Below are 20,683 nucleotides of genomic sequence, written 5' to 3' on the forward strand. Positions count from 1 at the left end.
AAGCATCGGACCGGGCGCCCGCGGCTGGCGCTCCGCGCAGCGCGCGCGTCCTCTCGGCACCCGTGTTGATGCGCAGGCCCGCACGGTCCAACTAGTCGGCGGTCTTCTGACTGTCGCGGACGAGATCGACGAAGGTGCCGACCACGGCAGCCTTCGCGGGCGTCCACAGCGCGAAGACGTCGGCGCGAATGCGGGGTCCGTCGAGGGGTCTGTAGACTACGTCGGCGTGCGCCAGCCGGGCGACGTATTCCGGGATGATGGCGATGCCCAGACCGGACGCGACGAGGCTCGTCAGCGAAGCCGCCTCGACAGCTTGATGGGTGATGGTCGGTGCGAAGCCGGCCTCGACGCAGCAATCCCAGAGGTACTTCGCGAACAACGAGTCGGACATCCTCAAGAACACGAACCGCTCGTCGCGCATATCGGCGAGCCGGAGCCGACCGCGCGCGAGACGGTGCCCCTTCGGCAAGACGGCCCGGACGGTCTCGCTCCACGCGCGGACCCGGACGAGCGCGGCGTCCTGAGGCGGGGCGCGCAGGAAACTCACGTCTGTCTGGCCTGCCTTCAGCATCGCGATCTGTCGATCCGGCGACATCTCGTGGATCCGGAGATCCACCGCCGGGTGGATCTCCGCGAAAGTCCGTATCGCGTGACCGAGCGGCCCGGCGAGCATCGAGCCCGTCAGGCCGACATTGATGATGCCGGCTGTGCCCGCGCCGATCGCACGCGCCCGCTCGACGGCGTCGGCGGCCCGCTCCAAGAGAGTGATCGCCTGAATGTGAAAGTCGTGGCCCGCCCGCGTGAGCGCCACGCGCCGGGTCGTCCGCTCGAACAGCGCCGTCCCGATCTCGTCCTCCAGATCGCGGATCTGCTGGCTGAGCGGCGGCTGCGCGACACCGAGGCTCTCCGCGGCGGCGGTGAAACTCAGGTGCTTCGCGACGGCCACGAAATAGCGGAGATGGCGCAGTTCCATGACGCGATTCAGACTTCGGACATTTCAATCTAAATGAAATAGATATTTGACGTCTAGATTGCCCGGCACGATCTTGCCGTTCGGAAGGCCGGCCCTGCATCGCACCGCACGATGCCGCCGCGTTCGGCGATCTGGTGCGATCGGACCCGCCCGTGAGAGGCGGGCCGCTCGCGGCGGAACCGGGCATGCCCCTCCTGGGAGGTTGCGATGAAGCGCTTGTTCGGGTCGCTCTTCGGGCAGGTTGTCGCCGCCCTCGTGATCGGCATCCTCCTCGGGCGGCTCTGGCCCGATCTCGCCGTCACCCTGAAACCGCTGGGCGACGTCTTCATCAAGCTCATCAAGATGGTCGTCGCGCCGCTGGTCTTCGGCGTCGTCGTGCACGGCATCGTCGGCGCCGGCGATCTCCGGAAGGTCGGCCGGGTCGGCCTCAAATCACTCATCTACTTCGAGGTGGTGACGACCATCGCGCTCGCGCTGGGCCTCGCCCTCGCCTACGTCTTCGCGCCCGGTCACGGCATGAACGTCGACCTGGCGACGCTGGATGCCAAGTCGCTCTCCAGCTACACCGACCGTGTCGGGCAGGTGACGAGCACCGTCGACTTCCTGATGAAGCTGGTGCCGACGACCTTCGTCGACGCCTTCGCAAAGGGCGACATCCTTCAGGTCCTGCTCCTCGCGATCTTGTTCGGGTCCGGGCTCTCGCTCCTCGGCGAGCGCGGCAAGCCGCTGGCCGAGAGCCTGGAGCGCATCACCGAGGTCCTGTTCCGGATCATCGGCTTCATCGTGCGGCTGGCGCCGCTCGGCGTGCTGGGTGCGGTCGCCTTCACGGTGGGCAAGTACGGGGTCGGATCCCTCAAGCAGCTCAGCATGCTGGTGATGCTGTTCTACGCGGGCGTCGCGCTCTTCGTTGTCGTGGTTCTCGGCGGGATCATGCGGCTCGCGGGTTTCAGCATCTTCAAGCTGCTCGCCTATCTCCGCGAGGAACTGACCGTCGTGGCCGGCACCGCCTCCTCGGACTGCGTCCTGCCGCAGGTCATGCGCAAGATGGAGCGGCTCGGGATCAAGGAATCCACCGTCGGCCTCGTGATCCCGACCGGCTACTCCTTCAATCTCGACGCCTTCTCGCTCTACCTGACCCTCGCCACCGTGTTCATCGCCCAGGCGACCAACACCGAACTGTCCTTCGGCCACCTGATGCTGATCCTCGGCATCGCGCTCCTGACCTCCAAGGGCGCCCACGGCGTGCCCGGCTCGGCGATCGTCGTCCTCGCCGCGACGCTCTCGGCGGTGCCCGAGATCCCGGTGATCGGGCTGGTCCTCGTCCTGTCTGTCGACTGGTTCGTCGGCATCGCCCGCGCGCTCGGAAACCTGATCGGCAACTGCGTCGCGACCGTCGTCATCGCCGCCTGGGAGGGCGACATCGACCGGGCGCAGGCCAACCGCGTCCTGAACGGCGAGGACACCACCGACACGGCGGAGATCCTCGAGGCGCCCGTCGCCGAGCCGCGCACCGCGTGACGGGATCCCCGACAGATGTTTACAGCTTGAAGTCGCATTCCGGAGACCGACCATGAGCGCTGGAGCCTACAACCCACCCTGTGGCGGCCTGCCCGGCCAGACGCGGCTGATGACCGGCCGCGCGGTGTTCACCGAGGCCTACGCGGTGATCCCCCACGGCGTGATGAGCGACATCGTCACCAGCCTCCTGCCGGGCTGGGACAGGACCCAGGCCTGGATCCTGGCCCGGCCGCTCTCGGGCTTCGCCGAGACCTTCGCTCAGTACCTCATGGAGGTCGCCCCGGGCGGCGGCAGCCAAGTCCCCGAGCCGGAGCCGCAGGCCCAGGGCGTTCTCTTCGTGGTCGCCGGCGCGGCCAGCCTCACCCTGGAGGGCGCGCGCCACGCCCTAAGGGCGGGCAGCTACGCCTACCTCGCCCCCGGAGCGTCCTGGGCCCTGCGCAACGATGGCGACGCGCCCGCGCGCTTCCACTGGATCCGCAAGGCCTACCAGCCCGCCGCCGGCCTGGACGCGCCGACGTCCTTCGTCACCCACGAATCGGCGGTCGAGCCGGCCGGCATGGTCGGCACCGACGGCGCCTGGGCGACGACCCGCTTCGTCGCCTCCGACGACCTGCGCCACGACATGCACGTCAACATCGTCAGCCTGCGCCCGGGCGCCTCGATCCCGTTCGAGGAGACCCACGTCATGGAGCACGGATTGTTCGTGCTGGAGGGCAAGGCCGTCTACCGGCTCAACCGTGACTGGGTCGAGGTCGAGGCGGGCGATTTCATGTGGCTGCGCGCCTTCTGCCCGCAGGCCTGCTACGCGGGCGGCCCGGGCCCGTTCCGATACCTGCTCTACAAGGACGTCAATCGCCACCCGGCCCTGGCGCCGCGCGGGCTCGGCCTGTGAGCGCCGAGGTGCGCGACATCGTCGCCCGGCCGCTCACGGCCGAGGCGTTCGCGCCGTTCGGCACGGTGATCGACGCGGCCGCGGTGGCGCCGCGTTCGATGAACGGCGGCATGGCGCGGCGCTTCCACGACCTCGCCGCGATCGAGGTCGTGGGCGAGGGGTCTAGGGTGGTGATCGGGCTGGTCGAGGCGCAGCCCTACCCGATGCCGCTGCGGCTCGGCCTGGTCGAGCGGCACCCGCTGGGCGCGCAGGCGTTCCTGCCGCTGAGCGCGGCGCCGTTCCTGGTGGTGGTCTGCCCGGACGCCGAGGGCCGTCCCGGCCCGCCCGAGGCCTTCGTGACGGCGTCGGGACAGGGAATCTGCTACGCGCGCAACACGTGGCACGGGGTGCTGACGCCCTACGGTCGGCCGCAGGATTTCGTCGTGGTCGATCGCGGCGGCCCCGGCGTGAACCTCGAGGAGCACACCTTCGCAGAGCCCTGGACGGTGCATCTGCCCCTCCGGGACTGACGCGGACCGCGCCACCCCCGCCGTCGCCGCATGTCCACGGTCTCGCGCGCCCGCGGCTGACGCGGCCGCCCCGTATCAGCGGCGGCCGGATGCAATCATTCCCGGGGGCGAGGTCGCGAAAGCCCGTTGACTGGCACCGGTCAGCGGCTATCGAGGCCGCAATCAGGAGTCCGCACCAACGCGGACCCGAGGAAACGCCGGGCCCCGCGCCCGTACCGGAAAGGCCGCCATGTCCCTGTACCGCACGCCCCTGTCCCGCCGGCGTTTCCTGGCGACGGGCTCGACGGCCCTCGTCGCCGGCACCCTGGCGGCACCGCATGTCGCGCGGGCGCAGAAGGCGGAGTTCACCTACAAGTACGCCAACAACCTTCCCGACACGCACCCGATGAACATCCGCGCCCGCGAGATGGCGGAGGCGCTCCGCACGGAGACCGGCGGCCGGTTCGACCTCAAGATCTTCCCGACGAGCCAACTCGGCTCCGATACCGACACGCTGAGCCAGCTGCGCTCGGGCAGCGTCGAGTTCTTCACGATGTCGCCGCTGATCCTCTCGACGCTGGTGCCGAACGCGTCGATCAACGGCATCGGCTACGCCTTCCCGAGCTACGACGCGGTCTGGCCGGCCATGGACGGCGAGCTCGGCGCCTGGGTCCGCCAGCAGATCGCCAAGGCCGGCCTCGTCGCCATGGAGAAGATCTGGGACAACGGCTACCGCCAGACCACCTCGTCGACCCGGCCGATCGCCACGCCCGACGACTTCAAGGGTTTCCGGATCCGCGTCCCGGTCTCGCCGCTCTGGACCTCGATGTTCAAGGCCTTCGACGCGGCCCCGGCGTCGATCAACCTGAACGAGACCTACTCGGCCCTGCAGACCAAGATCGTCGAGGGCCAGGAGAATCCGCTGGCGGTGATCTCCACGACGAAGTTCTACGAGGTGCAGAAGTACTGCTCGCTCACCAACCACATGTGGGACGGCTACTGGTTCCTGGCGAACCGCCGCGCCTGGGAGCGCCTGCCGGCGGACCTGCGCGAGACGGTGGCGCGCCACATCAACGCCGCCGGGATGAAGGAGCGGGCCGACGTCGCCCAGCTCAACGCCAACCTGCAGGCGGACCTGTCGAAGAACGGCATGGTGTTCAACAAGCCCGACCCGGAGCCCTTCCGCGACAAGCTGCGCAAAGCCGGTTTCTACGCCGAGTGGAAGGGCCGGTACGGCGACGAGGGCTGGTCGCTGCTCGAGAAGGCCTGCGGGAAGCTCACCTGATGAGCGCCGCGGGGGCGCCGCGCGGCGGGGTCGCGCCGTGCTCCCGGCGGGTGATGAATCTCGCCCACTTCCTGCACCGGGCCGCGCGGCGGTTCCCCGACGCGGTCGCGCTCGCCTGGGGTGACCGACGCTGGACCTGGGCCGAGCTCGACGCCCGGGTCGACGCCATGGCGGCGGCGCTCAAGGCCCGCGGCGTGGCCAAGGGCGACCGCGTCCTGGTCCAGGCACGCAACAGCAATCAGCTGTTCGAGTCGATGTTCGTCTGCTTCCGCCTCGGGGCCGTCTGGGTGCCCGCCAATTTCCGGCAGACGCCCGCGGAGATCGCCTATCTCGCGCGCGCCAGCGGCGCCTCCACGCTGATCTGCGGCGTGGGATTTCCGGACCACGCCGCCGCCGTGCGCGACGCGTGTCCCGACCTGGACCGCGTCGTCGCGATCGGCGGCGCGGATTTCGGCGCCGATTACGACGCGCTCGTCGCCGAGCATCGGGGCGCGGCCGCGGCCGTGGCGGATGTCGAGCACGATGATCCGTGCTGGTTCTTCTTCACCTCGGGGACGACGGGCCGACCGAAGGCGGCGGTCCTGACTCACGGCCAGATGGCCTTCGTCATCACCAACCATCTCTGCGACCTGATGCCGGGCACGACGGAGGCCGACGCGTCCCTGGTCGTGGCGCCGCTCTCGCACGGGGCCGGTATTCACCAGCTCGCGCAGGTCGCGGCCTGCACCAAGACGGTGCTGACCGCCGGCGAGCGGCTGGATCCCGCGGAGGTCTGGGCCCTCGTCGAGGCGTGGCGCGTCACGAACCTCTTCACCGTTCCGACGATCGTGAAGCTGCTGACCGAGCATCCCGCCGTCGCGACGCACGATCATTCCAGCCTGCGTCACGTCATCTACGCGGGCGCGCCGATGTATAGGGCCGACCAGCAGCACGCGCTGCGGGTGCTGGGCCCGGTGCTAGTGCAGTATTTCGGTCTCGGCGAGGTGACCGGCAACATCACGGTGCTGCCGCCCCGCCTGCACGCGGCCGAGGACGGGCCGGACGTCAAGGTCGGCACCTGCGGATTCGAGCGTACCGGCATGCAGGTCCAGATCCAGGACCCGGAGGGCCGCGCGCGCCTGCCCGGTGCCACGGGCGAGATCTGCGTCTGCGGCCCAGCCGTCTTCGCGGGCTACTACGACAACCCGGAGGCCAACGCGGCGGCGTTCCGCGACGGCTGGTTCCGGACCGGCGATCTCGGCCATCTCGACGCCGAAGGTTTCCTGTTCATCACCGGCCGTGCCTCGGACATGTACATCTCCGGCGGATCGAACGTGTACCCGCGCGAGATCGAGGAGAAGCTCCTGACCCATCCGGCGATCACCGAGGCCGCGATCCTCGGCGTCCCGGATCCGGCCTGGGGCGAGGTCGGCGTCGCGGTCTGCGTCGCGCGTCCCGGGATGGCGGTGGAGGAGGGAGCGCTGATCGCGTGGCTGTCGGCCGACGTCGCCCGCTACAAGCTGCCCCGGCGCGTGTTCTTCTGGGAAGCGCTGCCGAAATCCGGCTACGGCAAGGTGACGAAGCGCGCGATCCGCGAGGGTCTTGAGGCGCGCGGCGATCTGCCGCTCGACGCTTCGGCACGGCCGAAGAACTCGTAAGCCCGGTCTGGCTCCGCTCGGGGCCGTCTGTCCCGCGACGACCGCATCGCACCCGTTCGTCGTGGGACGTCGAGACCTCGCGACCGCTGGTCGTTAACGTCCCCTGCCGGCAGCATGTTTTCAGTGCATGACAGCCCGTGCGCGGAGCCCCTGACGGACTCCCGGGGACCGCTCCATATTGCGGTGCAACACGTCGGGCGTTCCGCCCGTGTCGGACCGAGATCGGGCACGATGACAACCCTCGCGAACCTCGTCGGGCTCCGCACTGAGAACGGCGCGCCGCTCCTCGCGCAGATCGCTGGGCGCTTCGGCACCGCGATGCGCCGCGCCGCGGCCGGGCGCTACGCCGAGCAGCGTGACCGGATCGTCCGGACTGGCGGCGCCGGCATGATCTGAGGCACCCGGCACGCCTCGGCGCAGGCGCGCACACGGCCTGCGCCACCGCCGTGGCGGTGATGCCGCAGTGGCGGAACAGGCCCTCCGGCGTGTCAGACCCGGGTAAGCCGGTCATCCCCACGAATCCGCCATCCTCGCCGATCCAGCGGTCCCAGCTCCGAGCGGGTGCCGTCAGAGGAAGCCGATCGAGAACCAGGGGACGAGGATGATGGCGAGGAGGCCGATCAGCAGGGCCACGATGTATCCGACGATCGGGCGCATCCCGGCATCGGGATGGATCCGGCTGATCGCGCAGGCCGCGTAGTAGCCGACGCCGAAGGGCGGGGCGAACAGGCCGATGCCCATCGCGAGGATCACCACCATGGCGTAGTGGACCTCGTGCACGCCCACTGCCCGAGCGATCGGGAACAGGAGCGGCCCGAACAGCACGATCGCCGGGATACCCTCCAGCACCGAACCCAGGATGATGAAGGCGACGGCCGAGACGAACAGGAAGCCGAGCGCGCCGCCCGGGAGGCTCTTCATCACCTCGGCGAGCGTCTGCGAGAAGCCCGACTGCGTCAGCGCCCAGGCCATTCCGGTCGCCGCGCCGATGATGAGCAGGATCGCGCCGGACAGGGTCGCGGTGGTCACCAGCATCGGGTAGAGCCGCCGCCAGTCGAACTGGCGGTAGATGAGCAGCCCCGCCAGCGCCGCGTAGACGATGCCGATGGTCGAGACCTCGGTGGCGGTGGCGATGCCTTCGACCACCGCGAAGCGGATCACGAAGGGGAGGGCGAGCGCCGGGATCGCCACCAGGAAGGCGCGGCCGATGACGCGGCCGGACGGGCGGGCGACGTGGCTCAGGTCCTCGCGGCGGTAGCGCCACCAGACCAGCCCGCACAGCGTCGCGGCGAGGACGACGCCCGGCAGTAGGCCGCCGGTGAACAGGGCGGTGATCGACACGCCGGTGACCGAGCCGATGGTGATCAGCACGATCGAGGGCGGGATGGTCTCGGTCTGCGCGCCCGTCGTGGCGAGCAGGGCCACGAGATCGCCCTCCTTGGCGCCCCGGGCCTTCATCTCGGGAAACAGCACGGGCGCGACGGCGGCCATGTCGGCCGCCTTCGACCCCGAGATGCCCGAGACGAGGTACATCGCCCCGACCAGCACGTAGTGCAGGCCGCCGCGGACGTGGCCCAGCAGCGAGGCCAGGAAGCCCACCATGGCGCGGGCCATGCCGGTCATCTCGATCAGGAGACCGAGGAACACGAAGAGCGGTACGGCGAGCAGGATGAGGTGGCTCATCCCTTCGTCCATGCGACCGACCACGACCATGGAGGGCGCGTCGGTTGTCAGCGTGATGTAGGCGAAGGTCGACAGGCCGAACGCGAAGGCGATCGGCACGCCGGAGAAGACCAGCGCGCCGACGCCGACGACGAAGAACAGCAGCAGGTTGAGATTGCCGAGGTTGGCGAGCCACGGCTGGAGCACCAGGAGCGCGGCGGCGACGCCGCCGCCCAGGACCAGCGCGCCCGCGGTCAGCTTCCAGTCGGCCGTTTCCAGGAGGCGGATCAGGGCCACGATCAGCATGAGGCCGAGGCCGATCGGCAGGGCGGCGGCGCGCCACGCGTTGTTCAGCTCCAGCGCCGGAGTCTGCACGAAGGTCTCCTCGCTGGCGAACTCGAAGGCCGGCTCCAGCAGGAGGGCCACGAAGATCAGGCCGGCCACCAGGGCGACCGTCTCCAGGAAGGCGCGCAGGCGCGGGCCGCTCATGGCCACGAACGCGGTCATGCGCATATGCTCGGCGCGCCGGAAGGCGACCACGGCGCCCAGCATGGCGAGCCACAGGAACAGGATCGAGGCGAGCTCGTCCGACCAGACGAGGGGTTCGCGGAACACGTAGCGGCTGACGACCCCGCCGAGCAGCACGGCGATCTCGGCCAGGACGAGCAGGGCCGCGGGGATTTCCACGAGGAAGCCGAGCCCGATATCCAGCCGGCGCAGCCAGTTCCGGGCGCGCAGCGGCGGCCCCGCCAACTCGATCCCCGCCGTCGTCTCGACGGCCGCTATATCAACCTGCATGGCGCCCTCCCGACGGAGCCTGTCCCGATGCCGCTGGCGACGGGAAAGGCTCCACGTGCGTCTTCGCGTGTTTCTTGTGGTGCGTCCCGGGCGCCCTCGTTCTCCGATACCGTTACCCGATCCGGCTGAAGGCGCTTCAGGTCAGTTTGCCCGACACGTCCTCAAGATGCGACCACGCCACGTCGCCGTACTTGGTTTTCCAGTCCTTGTAGAAGCTCGTCCGTCCCAGCGCCGCGCGGAACTGCGCACGGTCGACCTCGACGAAGGCGATGCCCTTCGCGGTCAGGCTCTCCCGGAGCGACACGCTGAGCTTGGCGACGTCGGCCCGCTGGGCGTCGGCCGAGCGGTCGAGTTCCCGCGAGACCACCGCGCGCAGATCCTCGGGCAGCCGCTGCCAGGCCCGCTTGTTGCCGAGGATCCAGTAGCCGTCCCAGACATGGCCGGTCATGCTGCAGGACTTCTGCACCTCGTAGAGCCGCGTCGTGGCCGTGATCGCGAGCGGGTTCTCCTGGCCTTCGACCACCCTGGTCTGGAGCGAGGAGTAGAGCTCGTTGAAATTGATCGGCGCCGCGCCGGCATCGAACGCCTTGAACAGGGAGGTGAGCATCGGCGCGGGCGGGACGCGGATCTTGAAGCCTTTCAGGTCCTCCGGCGTCCGGATCTCGCGGGTCGACGAGGTGATCTGCCGGAAGCCGTTGTCCCAGACCTTCGAGACCGTCAGGATCGGCGTCCTGGCGATCTCCGACCGGACATAGCTGCCCAGGCCGCCGTCCATGGCCGACCAGACCGCGTCGTAATCCTGGAAGGCGAAGCCGGTGTTCGGCAGGCTGGCGGCCGGCACGAAGGTGGCGAGGATCGAGGTCGCGAGGTTGAAGAACTCGACGCTGCCGTTCCGGACCTGGGCGAGCAGGTCGGTGTCGGAGCCGAGCTGGTTGGCGGGAAACAGCTTGATCTCCAGGCAGCCGCTCGTGGCCTCCCGGATCCGATCGAGTGCCTCCTGCGCCCGGACATTGACCGGGTGGCTCGGGTCCTGGCCGGTGGCGAGCTTGTAGGTGAACTCGGCGGCCTGCCCGCGTCGGGTGAGGATACCGAAGGTCGGCAGGGCGGCCGCGCCCACGAGCAGGCTGCGGCGGCTGAGACGCGTGTCGCGCATGGTTTCTCTCCCTGGATGGTTCAGGCCGAGCGACCCCCGCCGTTGACCGGCGGTGGATCCGCGACCCGCATGGCTGTCCGGGGCGGCGGGTACGGACCCGGCGCCGTCGTCGCGCGCGCTGCGCGTCGCGTCAGGCGCCCTCGCCGTTGAGAAGGCGGTAGGCGCGGATGACCTGGCTGTCGTCGGCGGTGCCGTCGCCGCGGCCGGAGGTCGAGACGAAGAGCTGGTGGGCGAGGGCGGCGAGCGGCAGCGCCGCCCCGGCGCCGCGGCCGGCCTCCAGCACGATGCCGAGATCCTTGACGAAGATGTCGACGGCGCTCGTGACCCGCGGCGCGTCCTCCAGCATCCGCGGGCCACGGTCGCGCAGCATCCAGCTGGCGGCCGAGGAACCCGAGAGGATCTCCAGGACCACGTCGAGGTCGACGCCGACCCGCCCGGCGAGCGCCAGCGCCTCGGCGGCGGCCGCGATATGCACGCCGCACAGGAGCTGGTTGACGGCCTTCACGGTGGCGCCCTGTCCGGGCCGCTCGCCGACGTGGAAGATCCGGTCGCCCAGGGCATCCAGGATCGGACGCAGCGCGGCGAGCGTCTCAGCGGGCGCCGCCGCCATGATCGTGAGCGAGCCGGCCTGCGCGCCGACGACACCGCCAGACACCGGCGCGTCCGCGAAGCGCCGGCCGGCGGCGGCAACGCGTTCGGCCAGCCGCTCCACGGCCTGNGGCGGCGGCGGCCGGCGTGTCGGCCGGGGCCCCGCCGGCCGCCGCGAAGGCGGCCCGGCTCTCGGGCCGCAGGTCGTAGCCGCGGACCATCAAGCCCGCCGCGATCAGATTGGTCGCCATCGGCAGGCCCATGGCGCCGAGGCCGACGAGGGCAACGCGGCTCACAGCCATGATCGGATGCTCCGCGCCATCGCGGCGGTTGAGATGCCGTACCGGTCGTGGAGGGTCGGCAGAGCGCCGGCGTCGAGGAACTCGTCCGGCAGGCCGATCTGGCGGAAGCCGCGTCCGGGCATCACCCCGTTGCGCATCAGCAGCCCGGCCACCGCCTCGCCGAGCCCGCCGATCACGCTGTGGTTCTCGGCCACGACCACGAGCCGCCCGCCGCGCCCGGCCTCGTGCAGGATCGTCGCCGCGTCGAGGGGCTTGATCGTCGGCACGTGCAGCACCGCGACGTCGACCCGGTCGTCGCGCAGGGTGTCGGCGACCTCCAGGGCCCGCATCGTCATCAGGCCCGAGGAGATCACCAGGACGTCGCGGCCGTCGCGGATCGCTTTGGCTCTGCCGAGCTCGAACCTGTATCCGTACTCGTCGAGCACCAGCGGAACGTTCCCGCGCAGGAGCCGCAGGTAGACCGGGCCCTTGTGGGCCGCCATCGCGGGGACGACCTGCTCGGTCTCGTGGGCGTCGCAGGGGTCGATGATCGTGAGGTTCGGCATCCCGCGGAAAATCGCGAGATCCTCCGTCGCCTGGTGGCTCGGGCCGTAGCCGGTGGTCAGGCCGGGTAGGGCGCAGGCGATCTTGACGTCGAGATTCTCCTCCGCGATCGCGAGGCAGATGAAGTCGTAGGCGCGCCGCGCCGCGAAGACCGCGTAGGTGGTCGCGAAGGGCGTGAACCCCTCACGAGCCAAGCCCGCGGCGGCGCTCATCAGCAGCTGCTCGGCCATCCCCATCTGGTAGAAGCGCTCGGGATGGGCCTGCGCGAAGATGTGGAGGTCCGTGTACTTCGACAGGTCCGCCGAGAGGCCGACGATGTCGGGCCGGGCCTCGGCGAGCGTGACCAGGGCGTGGCCGAAGGGCGCGGCCCTGGTGCGCTGCCCGGGGGCGGCGAGCGAGGCGATCATCGCCGAGGTCTTGGCGCCGCCGCCGGTCCGGGGGGCGGGCTTCTCGTACTTGGAGCGTCTCACCGCACTCTCCCCTCGTCCAGGATCGCCAGGGCCCGCTGCCACTCGTCCGGCTCGACCCGCAGGAAGTGGTTGCGCTCGCGCTCCTCCAGGAACGGCACGCCCTTCGCCATGCGGGTGTCGCAGATGATGATCCGGGGCTGCGGGCCGGGATGGGCGCGCGCGGCGTCGAAGGCCCGGACCAGCGCGTCGATGTCGTTGCCGTCGACGCGCTGCACGAACCAGTTGAAGGCTTCGAATTTCGGTGCCAGCGGCTCGAAGTTGAGCACCCCGTGCGAGGCGCCGTCCGCCTGCATGCCGTTGACGTCGACGAGGCCGATCAGGTTGTCGAGCTTGAACGACCCGGCCGACATGGCGGCCTCCCAGGTCGAGCCCTCGTCCAGCTCGCCGTCGGAGAACAGGTTGTAGACGAAGCTCCGGGAGCCCTTCCGCTTCAGCCCCAGCGCCATGCCGACCGCGATCCCGAGGCCGTGGCCCAGCGAGCCGCCCGTGATCTCCATCCCGGGCGTGTAGGCCGCCATGCCGGACATCGGCAGGCGGCTGTCGTCGCCGCCGTAGCTCGTCAACTCGTCCTCGGGAAGGATCTCCGCCTCGATCAGGGCGGCGTAGAGGGCGATGGCGTAGTGGCCGATCGACAGGAGGAACCGGTCGCGGCCCTCCCATTCCGGATCCTCGGGCCGGTAGGTGAGAGCATGAAAGTAGCTCACCGCCAGCACGTCCGCGATGCCGAGCGCCTGGGCGATGTAGCCCTGGCCCTGGACCTCGCCCATGCGGAGGGCGTGGCGGCGGATGCGGTAGGCGCGCTCGCCGAGCGGCACGTTGGAGCCGGCGCGCGGCCGCTCTGTCGGGACATCGATCGCCACGGCGGTCTCCTCAGTGGATCAGCATGCCGCCGTTCACGTCGATCACCGCGCCGGTGATGTACGTGGACAGGTCGGAGGCGAGGAACAGGCAGGCGTTGGCGACGTCGTCCGCGACGCCGAGGCGACCGAGCGGGATGCCCCTGGCGATCTCGGCCTTCAGCTCGGGTGTAAGCTTGCCGCCGGTGATGTCGGTCTGGATCAGCCCGGGGGTCACGGAATTCACCCGGACGCCGTCCGGGCCGAGCTCGCGGGCCATGGCCTTGGCGAGGCCGAGGACGCCGCCCTTGGCGGCGCTGTAATGCGGGCCGCCGAAGATGCCGCCGCCGCGCTGGGCCGAGACCGACGACATGCACACGATCGCGCCGGTGCCCCGGCCGCGCATCGTCGGGATCACCGCCTGGCTCATGTACAGGGTGCCGCGCAGGTTCACGTCGGTCACCGCGTCGTAGTTCTCCGGCCCGATCTCCATGATCTTGAGGGGCTGGGTGATGCCGGCATTGTTGACCAGCACGTCGATGCGGCCGAAGCGGTCGACGACCTCGGCCGCCGCCGCCGAGCAGGCCGCCCGGTCGGTGACGTCGCAGGCGAGGCCGAGATGGCCCGGCCCGATGTCGCGGGCGGCGGCCTCGGCCTGGCCGGCGTCGAGGTCGAGGACGGCGACGCGGGCGCCGTGGGCCGCGAAGAGGCGCGCGGTGGCCTTGCCGATGCCGCGGGCGGAGGCCGCCCCGGTGATCACGCACACCCGGTCGTTCAACAGCATGGAGAATCCTCCCAGCGACCCGCAACATTGCGGGATCGGACCTGTCGGCGCGACGGGAGGGGCCGGGCCTTCCGCCGCGCGTCCGGGAACCGGGCCCACGGATCGGGCGACTGGCGGCGTCCTGCTCGCCCGCCTGTGTTGTTGCGGGGAGAGTGCCGGCGCGACGCGCCCGCGACAAACGCGGAATTTGCACCCGCAGGTGAATTCCGGTCACCTCTTGAGCGTATCAGGCGAGGTCGGGGCTCAGCGCGATCCCGAGTTCCTCGGACAGCCACCGCGCGAAGACCCGCAGCGGTGCGCGCCGGCGCGCGTCGGCTGGGCAGACGAAGTGGTGGCCGACGTAGCTGATGTCCTGCGAGCGCCCCGCCAGCGGCGCGACGAGGCGCCCGGCCGCGACCTCGCGCTCGGCGAGGCGGGTCGATTCCAGGGCGACGCCGAGTCCGTCCGCGGCGGCCGCCAGGGCCAGGAAGCTCCGGTCGAAGCGGATGCCCGCGCTCGGCTGAGCGGCGATCTGATTCCGCTCGAACCAGTGCGTCCAGCGCACCTGCTTGTTGTCGCTCTGGATCAGGGTCTGCGCCAGCAGGTCGGAGGGCTCGCGGATCCGGGCGGCCCGCGCGGGATCGCAGAGTGGCGTGACCGTCTCCGGACCCAGCGGCATCCGCACCAGGCCTTCGCCGCGGGGCGGTCCGTAGACGATGTCGGCGTCGAACTCGTCGGTGATGAACCGCGCGTAGTCCATGCCGGCGGCGAGGCGCACCTCGAAACCCGGATGGGCGTTCAGGAATTTGGCCAGGCGCGGCGCGAGCCACTGCGCGGCGAAGCTCGGCGCGCAGTGCAGCCTGAGCAGCTGCGGCCCGCGATTCGCCACGAGATCGAAGCCGCGGTTCAACTCCGCGAAGGCGCGCCCGACATGGTCGCAGAGCGCCTCTCCGGCCGGAGTCGGCGCGATGCCCTGGCCTGCGCGCTCGAACAGCACGACGCCCAGCGTCTCTTCCATCTTGCGCAGGGCGTGGCTGACCGCGCTCGGGGAGAGATTGAGTTCACCCGCAGCGGCCTTGAACGAGCGCCGCCGCGCGGCAGCCTCGAAGATCCGGATCGCGGAGAGGGGAACGGGCGGCCTCATCGCGGTCAGAATGGGCCGCGACCGGCGCCGCTGGCAACGGGGCCGCGCCGGCGCGTCGCCCCCGGCGGCCCCGGCGCACCGGGATCAGGCCGACCGGTGACCGCGGACCCGGACCGGGGCGGCGATCGGGACGATCTTGCCCTGCTGGGCGACTTCGCACAGGACGGCCACCATCGCGTCGGCCTGCGCGTCGAGGTCGGGCGACCCGACATCGTCGCGGGTGTTGCGCCAAGCGATGAAGATGCAGGCCAGGATGGCCGACGCGCTGGCCGCCAGGGGAGCGATGATCAGCGCCGCGAGGGCGCTCACCGGCGCCAGTATCGCGGCTGTCGCGAGGCCGCTGACGATGGCTGCGGCTATCAAGACGATCATCGGAGCCTCGCCCGATCTGCGTGGCCGGGCCCTGTACCCATCCACTGTCCGAGAATCGCGTCACAAAGGTTTACGTTTCGTTAACAGCAAGCTTTGATACGATAATGATTCGATCGCCCTCCACGGGTTTGCTTCACGCTCAGAGGTTCCGCGCCACCGAGAAAAGCTCGGACGCTGATCTGCCGCCCCGCCGGCGGTCTATCGGGTCGTGCCGACCGGTGGGGCGCGCCGGACCGGATCCCAATCGATGCCGCGGGCGCCAACGCGATCGCGTCGCGATTGACGGTCCGGCAGCACCGGGCTGTCGCGACCGGCAATCCGCTCCGGCTCGGCGCACCTTGGGTCCGAAAGGCCAAGTCTGCGGTCATGCCGGTCACGGCAGACGATGCGAACACTGATCGCGCCTTCGTGATCTTCGGCCCACGGAGGGTAGCCGTTCGCTCTGCCGGCCATGTGCCGCGAACGGCCCGTACTGATACGTTCCGATCAGGTCTGGTATACGACGATCCCTTGCTGCTCACGGTTGGGCGATGATAGCCCTTTCGCGAGTGGCGTGTGGGAATTCTGTCTCCGATGGCCATCGATGTTGGAGTTGGCGCGCGCCTGCGCGAGATCGCGGCCGTCGTTGGCTGTCCGGTCGAGGCCTTCTATGGCCTGGACGGCGACACGTCCGATGCGGGCATGACGCGCGAACTGTTCCGTCTCTGGCACGCGATCCGGGAGCCACAGGCCCGGGAGCGCGTCTTGGACAGCGCGCGGCGCGAGGCCCGCGGCGAGGTGGTTCACGCGAAGGCCGCCGAGTAGGGTTCGCACCGTCGCTTCTCGGCGCGGCTGCTCCGGGAGCCGAGCCACTCCCTATGCCGTCATCGCCCCTGTGCGATCCAACCCAGGACTGTCGCGCAGCGCTCCGCCTGCTCGCGGGTCAATCCCGAGGCGACGGCGGCGCCGTTGCGGTAGACCACGAAGGTCCCGTCGTCGGTCGCGCGGATCTTGACGGACGCCATCACTCGACTCCCGACGTGAGAGCCTGAAGCTGGGACAGGCCCGCCGCGGTGATCTGCCAGACCGCAACCGGCCCGTCCGGACCATCGTGCGGCTCGATCCGCTGGAGATGACCGATGCTCTCGAGCGCTGTCAGCCGGCTGTGGTCGCCTGGCCAGGAGGCGTCCGCCTTCTGGCGGATCGAGATCTGGTAATCCCGTGCCTCTGCTGCCTTGTTGAGAAGACGGCGCTCGTGGTTCACTCGCATCGGCACTCCGGCTCAGCTCGGGTCGGTACGCAGTAACTACCGACAGGCTGGCCGATATGGTTAAGCTTGGCAACCCCGCGGCCGCAACCGGCTCTGGATAGCCGCGACCGGCTTCACGGCGGCGAGCTAGCCGGCGTTGAGGGTCAAAACCGGTTTGCCGCGTCGATCCTGCGCGGCGCTACGCCGAAGCTCCGCGATTGTCCGCGCGACCTTGGCCCCGGGCGCCGGCCGAGCCGGTCGCGCCCAAAGAGAAAGGCCGGCCGGGTTTCCCCGGCCGGCCCTTCGTTTCCGCGTGGGCGTGGCTCAGCGCAGGAGCTGGAGGACGCCCTGCTGGGCGGAGTTGGCCAGCGACAGGGCCGAGATGCCCATCGACTGGCGGGTCGACAGCGCCTGCGAGTTCGCCGCCTCCTGGTTCAGGTCGGCATTCGTCAGGTTGGCCGAGCCGGTCTGCAGCACGTTGATCAGCTGCTTGGAGAAATCCTGGCGGTTCTGAACCACCGACAGGTTCGAGCCCAGCGTGCTCGCCGCGGAGTTGAGCGAGTTGCCGGCGCTGGTCAGGGTCGCCAGGGTCTTGTTGACGTCCGCGTTCAGCAGGAAGTTGCCGAGGCCGTTCTGGCTCGACGAGTTGTTCGAGCTGGTGATCGACGACAGGCCCAGGCCGCTGGCGGTCGCGTCGACCGAGGCGACGTTGAGGTTCGAGCTGCCGGTGTCGTTGAACTTGATGTTCATGTCATTGCCCTTGCCGGCAATGAGGTTGACGCCGTTGTAGCTGGCGTCNTCCTGGCGGTTCTGAACCACCGACAGGTTCGAGCCCAGCGTGCTCGCCGCGGAGTTGAGCGAGTTGCCGGCGCTGGTCAGGGTCGCCAGGGTCTTGTTGACGTCCGCGTTCAGCAGGAAGTTGCCGAGGCCGTTCTGGCTCGACGAGTTGTTCGAGCTGGTGATCGACGACAGGCCCAGGCCGCTGGCGGTCGCGTCGACCGAGGCGACGTTGAGGTTCGAGCTGCCGGTGTCGTTGAACTTGATGTTCATGTCATTGCCCTTGCCGGCAATGAGGTTGACGCCGTTGTAGCTGGCGTCGCTGGCGAGCTGGGTGATCTGGTTGAGCAGGTTGTTGTACTGGYTCGCCAGCGAGGCGCGCTGGGTCACGCCCGAGATCGACAGGTCGCTGGACACGACGGTGCTGGCGGCGGTGCCGTAGGTCGAGGCGGTGGTGCCCGAGGCGGTGAAGCCCAGCGCCGTCTGGCTGCCGGAGTTCTGGAATTCGACGTCGGCCTGGGCGTTCAGGACGATCTTGGTGCCGGTGCTGTCGACCGAGAAGATCGCGCCGGCGCCGAAGGAGCCGCTGGACGAGGTCGAGGCCGAGCTGACCGCCGAGTTCAGGGCCGCGACGGTGGCGCTGATGCTTGAGGAGGCGGCGACCGTGGCGGAGACCGAGGTGCCGTTGATGGTCAGCAGGACCGTCTGGGAGGCGGTGCTGGCGCTGTAGGCGTTGGCGGCGGTGCCGGTGGTGAGAGCTGGGTCGAGAGCGCCTGGCTGGCGATCGNCCCGAGATCGACAGGTCGCTGGACACGACGGTGCTGGCGGCGGTGCCGTAGGTCGAGGCGGTGGTGCCCGAGGCGGTGAAGCCCAGCGCCGTCTGGCTGCCGGAGTTCTGGAATTCGACGTCGGCCTGGGCGTTCAGGACGATCTTGGTGCCGGTGCTGTCGACCGAGAAGATCGCGCCGGCGCCGAAGGAGCCGCTGGACGAGGTCGAGGCCGAGCTGACCGCCGAGTTCAGGGCCGCGACGGTGGCGCTGATGCTCGAGGAGCCGGCGACCGTGGCGGAGACCGAGGTGCCGTTGATGGTCAGCAGGACCGTCTGGGAGGCGGTGCTGGCGCTGTAGGCGTTGGCGGCGGTGCCGGTGGTGGAGAGCTGGGTCGAGAGCGCCTGGCTGGCGATCGACTTGGCCTGATCCACGAGCTTCTGGATCGAGGTGATGCCCTGGTTGGCGGCCTGGATCGACTGGATGCCGTTGGACACGCCGTCGAGGAGGGTGTTCAGGCTCGAGGAGCGGGCGTCGAGGGCCTGGGAGGTGAAGAAGTTGGTCGGGTTGTCGAGGGCGGAATTGACCGTCTTGCCGGTCGCGAGCCGGTTCTGAGTGGTCGCCATCAGCTGGGCGGTGTCCTGCAGCGAGAGCAGGTTCTGACGCGTGGCGGCCGACAGGGTGATGGAGGACATGGGTCAGATCTTTCTGATTTGATGCACCCGTTTCTCGGGTGCGCCAGTAATCGTCCCCCAGGTCTTTCGTAGAGGTTAAATCGATCGCGGACTCCGCCCGCGCTCGCAAAGAGCATTAATGAACCGTCTGCCAAATGCGATAAGTATTTATAGATCGACGGGGGCGTTCAAGGTCCATTAACCATCCGCGGCCATACCTTGCGGCGCAGACCAATTCTGTCACGCCTGTCCGCGGGGAGCCGATGCGGCCGGCACGGAGAGGACGGGGCGCACCTTGCAGGGAGCTCAGCTGTGATCGCTCAAGCGTCTGGTGATGTCGGCGACGCCGCGCCTTCCGCGGCGACGAAATTTCCCCACGTGGCCATCGCGATCCCCTGCGGGACCATGGTCCACGCGGACTTCGCCGTCAGCCTCGGATCGATGATGCACTCGCTCGGCGAGATGCCGATGTCGATCGTCGTCGGGAAATCGTCGATCGTCGCCGATGCCCGCAACCTGGGCCTCGAATTCGCCCAGAAGTACGGGGCGGAGTACGTCCTGTTCATCGACAGCGACATGACCTTCCCGAAGGAGGCCCTCCTCAAGCTCCTCGTGCGGCAGGTCGACATCATCGGCGCGACCTATTCTCGGCGGACTGCCCCGTTCCACTTCCTCGGCGACATCCTGCCGGAGCAGCCGGCCGACGCGCCGAAGGGCCTGCTGGAGATGGCGCGGATCCCGACCGGCTTCCTGCTGATCAAGTCGACGGTCTTCGACAAGCTGAAGAAGCCCTATTTCCGCTTCCGCGTCGACGAGGAGGCCGGCGTGAACATCGGTGAGGACTTCGACTTCAGCGACCGCGTCCGCGCCGCCGGCTTCCGCATCTGGTGCGACCCGTATCTCAGCAAGGAGCTCGGCCATATCGGCGAGCAGTCCTTCAAGCTCTGACTGCGTCCCGCGCCCCGGCGCGCGACGCCCGACACGGTGAGGCGTGGGAATGAGGATCGCGATCATCACGCCATCGAGGCTCAAGCCCTCGACCCTGGCCGGCAAGGACGGCCAGTACTTCCTGGAACACGCGATCGAGAGCGCAAACGCTCAGGAACTGGACCGGCCGGCGACGATCCACTTCTTCGTCGGGATCGATCCCGGAATCGAGGTCCCGGCGCGGCTCGCCGCGCACCCGCAGGTCACCTTCGCGCGCGGCGAGCACCGCGGCCAGATCCCCGCACTGAATGCGGCGATCCGCGCCGTCGACGACAGCTGGGACCTCGTCGGCTTCCTGGAGGACGACGATCACTGGCTGCCGCCCTATCTGGGCTTCGCGCTCCGGGCGCTCGAGAGCTACGATTTCGTCTCCTCGACCCAGCTCGAGACCGACGAGGCCGGCGAGGTTGTGCGGATCAACGACTTCGCCACGCCGTCGGGCTGGCTGATGCGGCGCACCACCTTCGCGCAGGTCGGCGCGATCAGCCCGGCCTCGAAGTGGCACTACGACAACGAGTGGCTCGGCCGCCTCGCCGAGACCGGCCTGCGCCGCGCCCACCTCGTCGAGGCGACCGCGCCCGTCACGCTGCAGGACGCCGTCCAGGTCCGCCCGTGGCTCGCCAACGTCCTGCGCAACGGCGGCCCCAACGTGCAGCTCGTTCGGCACGGCTACGTCCTGCCGCTGGTGTGCCGCCTCGTGCATCCGGGCTCCGGGACCTCGGATGTCGGCCAGGGCGGCACCTCCAAGGCCGAGAGCAACGCCGAGTACCAGCGGCTGGTCGACCGCTTCGGCCGCATTCCCTGGTGAGGGGCCGGGTGCAGCACC

At 69.6% G+C, this 20,683-nt stretch carries 20 protein-coding genes and 3 pseudogenes; 10 read left to right on the plus strand and 13 right to left on the minus strand.

Annotated elements, in window-relative coordinates; genetic code table 11:
* Positions 1-91: 91 nt before the first annotated feature.
* Complete coding sequence (locus tag MMR14E_RS23845; RefSeq protein WP_331317707.1) at positions 92-973, minus strand: LysR family transcriptional regulator; 882 nt, start codon at positions 971-973, stop codon at positions 92-94.
* A gap of 207 nt (positions 974-1,180) precedes the next feature.
* Between MMR14E_RS23845 and MMR14E_RS23850 the strand changes: the two genes are divergently transcribed.
* The 6 genes from MMR14E_RS23850 (at position 1,181) to MMR14E_RS23875 (ending at position 7,189) form a co-directional block, all read left to right on the plus strand.
* A complete protein-coding gene (locus MMR14E_RS23850) occupies positions 1,181-2,491 on the plus strand; it encodes a dicarboxylate/amino acid:cation symporter (RefSeq protein ID WP_331317709.1) in 1,311 nt (436 codons plus the stop codon).
* 52 nt (positions 2,492-2,543) lie between these two features.
* Positions 2,544-3,383, plus strand: a complete 840-nt coding sequence (locus MMR14E_RS23855; protein ID WP_331317710.1) for a bifunctional allantoicase/(S)-ureidoglycine aminohydrolase — start codon at positions 2,544-2,546, stop codon at positions 3,381-3,383.
* On the plus strand, positions 3,380-3,892 hold the full coding sequence (locus MMR14E_RS23860) for an ureidoglycolate lyase (protein WP_331317712.1): 513 nt from the start codon (positions 3,380-3,382) through the stop codon (positions 3,890-3,892). Before MMR14E_RS23855 ends, MMR14E_RS23860 begins: the two co-directional genes overlap by 4 nt.
* A gap of 229 nt (positions 3,893-4,121) precedes the next feature.
* Positions 4,122-5,156, plus strand: a complete 1,035-nt coding sequence (locus tag MMR14E_RS23865; RefSeq protein WP_331317714.1) for a TRAP transporter substrate-binding protein — start codon at positions 4,122-4,124, stop codon at positions 5,154-5,156.
* Complete coding sequence (locus MMR14E_RS23870) at positions 5,156-6,793, plus strand: acyl-CoA synthetase (protein ID WP_331317716.1); 1,638 nt, start codon at positions 5,156-5,158, stop codon at positions 6,791-6,793. The genes MMR14E_RS23865 and MMR14E_RS23870 overlap by 1 nt, the downstream gene beginning before the upstream one ends.
* 231 nt (positions 6,794-7,024) lie before the next feature.
* Positions 7,025-7,189 (plus strand): hypothetical protein, encoded by a 165-nt coding sequence (locus tag MMR14E_RS23875; RefSeq protein WP_331317718.1) that lies wholly within the window; start codon positions 7,025-7,027, stop codon positions 7,187-7,189.
* 171 nt (positions 7,190-7,360) lie between these two features.
* On the opposite strand, the gene MMR14E_RS23880 is transcribed toward MMR14E_RS23875, so the two are convergent.
* The 8 genes and pseudogenes from MMR14E_RS23880 to MMR14E_RS23915 form a co-directional block, all read right to left on the minus strand.
* Positions 7,361-9,253: a TRAP transporter large permease subunit gene (locus MMR14E_RS23880; RefSeq protein ID WP_331317720.1), complete on the minus strand. Its 1,893-nt coding sequence runs from the start codon at positions 9,251-9,253 to the stop codon at positions 7,361-7,363.
* 136 nt (positions 9,254-9,389) lie between these two features.
* Positions 9,390-10,406 (minus strand): TRAP transporter substrate-binding protein, encoded by a 1,017-nt coding sequence (locus tag MMR14E_RS23885; RefSeq protein ID WP_331317721.1) that lies wholly within the window; start codon positions 10,404-10,406, stop codon positions 9,390-9,392.
* Between the two features lie 130 nt (positions 10,407-10,536).
* Positions 10,537-11,296 (minus strand): annotated as a pseudogene (locus MMR14E_RS23890) (NAD(P)-dependent oxidoreductase).
* Positions 11,287-12,309, minus strand: coding sequence for a transketolase family protein (locus MMR14E_RS23895; RefSeq protein WP_331317723.1), 1,023 nt, complete (start codon positions 12,307-12,309; stop codon positions 11,287-11,289). The pseudogene MMR14E_RS23890 and the gene MMR14E_RS23895 overlap by 10 nt, the downstream one beginning before the upstream one ends.
* Positions 12,306-13,169, minus strand: a complete 864-nt coding sequence (locus MMR14E_RS23900) for a transketolase (RefSeq protein ID WP_331317724.1) — start codon at positions 13,167-13,169, stop codon at positions 12,306-12,308. The genes MMR14E_RS23895 and MMR14E_RS23900 overlap by 4 nt, the downstream gene beginning before the upstream one ends.
* A 10-nt stretch (positions 13,170-13,179) precedes the next feature.
* Positions 13,180-13,929 (minus strand): glucose 1-dehydrogenase, encoded by a 750-nt coding sequence (locus MMR14E_RS23905; RefSeq protein WP_331317725.1) that lies wholly within the window; start codon positions 13,927-13,929, stop codon positions 13,180-13,182.
* A gap of 226 nt (positions 13,930-14,155) precedes the next feature.
* A complete protein-coding gene (locus MMR14E_RS23910) occupies positions 14,156-15,052 on the minus strand; it encodes a LysR substrate-binding domain-containing protein (RefSeq protein ID WP_331317726.1) in 897 nt (298 codons plus the stop codon).
* 84 nt (positions 15,053-15,136) lie between these two features.
* Positions 15,137-15,424, minus strand: coding sequence for a hypothetical protein (locus MMR14E_RS23915; protein WP_331317728.1), 288 nt, complete (start codon positions 15,422-15,424; stop codon positions 15,137-15,139).
* Positions 15,425-15,997: 573 nt separating this feature from the next.
* Between MMR14E_RS23915 and MMR14E_RS23920 the strand changes: the two genes are divergently transcribed.
* Positions 15,998-16,228 carry a hypothetical protein gene (locus MMR14E_RS23920; protein ID WP_331317730.1) on the plus strand — a complete coding sequence of 77 codons (231 nt, stop codon included), beginning with the start codon at positions 15,998-16,000 and terminating at the stop codon, positions 16,226-16,228.
* 59 nt (positions 16,229-16,287) lie between these two features.
* Here MMR14E_RS23920 and MMR14E_RS23925 read toward each other — a convergent pair whose 3' ends face one another.
* From MMR14E_RS23925 to MMR14E_RS29365, 3 genes and pseudogenes are all read right to left on the minus strand, one after another.
* Complete coding sequence (locus MMR14E_RS23925; RefSeq protein ID WP_012319948.1) at positions 16,288-16,428, minus strand: hypothetical protein; 141 nt, start codon at positions 16,426-16,428, stop codon at positions 16,288-16,290.
* Positions 16,428-16,673, minus strand: a complete 246-nt coding sequence (locus MMR14E_RS23930; protein ID WP_331317732.1) for a hypothetical protein — start codon at positions 16,671-16,673, stop codon at positions 16,428-16,430. Before MMR14E_RS23930 ends, MMR14E_RS23925 begins: the two co-directional genes overlap by 1 nt.
* Positions 16,674-16,976: 303 nt before the next feature.
* Positions 16,977-17,408: pseudogene (locus tag MMR14E_RS29365) on the minus strand (flagellin); the annotation flags it as partial.
* 475 nt (positions 17,409-17,883) lie between these two features.
* Between MMR14E_RS29365 and MMR14E_RS29370 the strand changes: the two are divergent.
* A complete protein-coding gene (locus MMR14E_RS29370) occupies positions 17,884-18,159 on the plus strand; it encodes a hypothetical protein (RefSeq protein WP_419539442.1) in 276 nt (91 codons plus the stop codon).
* 126 nt (positions 18,160-18,285) lie between these two features.
* Here the strand turns inward: MMR14E_RS29370 and MMR14E_RS23940 are convergent.
* A pseudogene (locus tag MMR14E_RS23940) lies at positions 18,286-18,891 on the minus strand (flagellar protein); the annotation flags it as partial.
* Positions 18,892-19,248: 357 nt separating this feature from the next.
* Between MMR14E_RS23940 and MMR14E_RS23945 the strand changes: the two are divergent.
* Positions 19,249-19,818 (plus strand): hypothetical protein, encoded by a 570-nt coding sequence (locus tag MMR14E_RS23945; RefSeq protein WP_331317733.1) that lies wholly within the window; start codon positions 19,249-19,251, stop codon positions 19,816-19,818.
* 49 nt (positions 19,819-19,867) lie between these two features.
* Positions 19,868-20,665, plus strand: a complete 798-nt coding sequence (locus MMR14E_RS23950; protein WP_331317734.1) for a glycosyltransferase family 2 protein — start codon at positions 19,868-19,870, stop codon at positions 20,663-20,665.
* The last annotated feature ends 18 nt before the right edge of the window (positions 20,666-20,683 follow it).

Origin of the sequence: Methylobacterium mesophilicum (assembly GCF_036441335.1) — a bacterium.
Lineage (GTDB): Bacteria > Pseudomonadota > Alphaproteobacteria > Rhizobiales > Beijerinckiaceae > Methylobacterium > Methylobacterium mesophilicum_B.

Excerpts from the sequence above, each read along its gene's own strand:
- MMR14E_RS23845 (WP_331317707.1), bottom strand. The coding sequence starts at position 973 with ATGGAACTGCGCCATCTCCGCTATTTCGTGGCCGTCGCGAAGCACCTG.
- MMR14E_RS23850 (WP_331317709.1), top strand. The coding sequence starts at position 1,181 with ATGAAGCGCTTGTTCGGGTCGCTCTTCGGGCAGGTTGTCGCCGCCCTC.
- MMR14E_RS23855 (WP_331317710.1), top strand. The coding sequence starts at position 2,544 with ATGAGCGCTGGAGCCTACAACCCACCCTGTGGCGGCCTGCCCGGCCAG.
- MMR14E_RS23865 (WP_331317714.1), top strand. The coding sequence starts at position 4,122 with ATGTCCCTGTACCGCACGCCCCTGTCCCGCCGGCGTTTCCTGGCGACG.
- MMR14E_RS23870 (WP_331317716.1), top strand. The coding sequence starts at position 5,156 with ATGAGCGCCGCGGGGGCGCCGCGCGGCGGGGTCGCGCCGTGCTCCCGG.
- MMR14E_RS23875 (WP_331317718.1), top strand. The coding sequence starts at position 7,025 with ATGACAACCCTCGCGAACCTCGTCGGGCTCCGCACTGAGAACGGCGCG.
- MMR14E_RS23880 (WP_331317720.1), bottom strand. The coding sequence starts at position 9,253 with ATGCAGGTTGATATAGCGGCCGTCGAGACGACGGCGGGGATCGAGTTG.
- MMR14E_RS23885 (WP_331317721.1), bottom strand. The coding sequence starts at position 10,406 with ATGCGCGACACGCGTCTCAGCCGCCGCAGCCTGCTCGTGGGCGCGGCC.
- MMR14E_RS23905 (WP_331317725.1), bottom strand. The coding sequence starts at position 13,929 with ATGCTGTTGAACGACCGGGTGTGCGTGATCACCGGGGCGGCCTCCGCC.
- MMR14E_RS23910 (WP_331317726.1), bottom strand. The coding sequence starts at position 15,052 with ATGAGGCCGCCCGTTCCCCTCTCCGCGATCCGGATCTTCGAGGCTGCC.
- MMR14E_RS23915 (WP_331317728.1), bottom strand. The coding sequence starts at position 15,424 with ATGATCGTCTTGATAGCCGCAGCCATCGTCAGCGGCCTCGCGACAGCC.
- MMR14E_RS23920 (WP_331317730.1), top strand. The coding sequence starts at position 15,998 with ATGGCCATCGATGTTGGAGTTGGCGCGCGCCTGCGCGAGATCGCGGCC.
- MMR14E_RS23925 (WP_012319948.1), bottom strand. The coding sequence starts at position 16,428 with ATGGCGTCCGTCAAGATCCGCGCGACCGACGACGGGACCTTCGTGGTC.
- MMR14E_RS23930 (WP_331317732.1), bottom strand. The coding sequence starts at position 16,673 with ATGCGAGTGAACCACGAGCGCCGTCTTCTCAACAAGGCAGCAGAGGCA.
- MMR14E_RS23950 (WP_331317734.1), top strand. The coding sequence starts at position 19,868 with ATGAGGATCGCGATCATCACGCCATCGAGGCTCAAGCCCTCGACCCTG.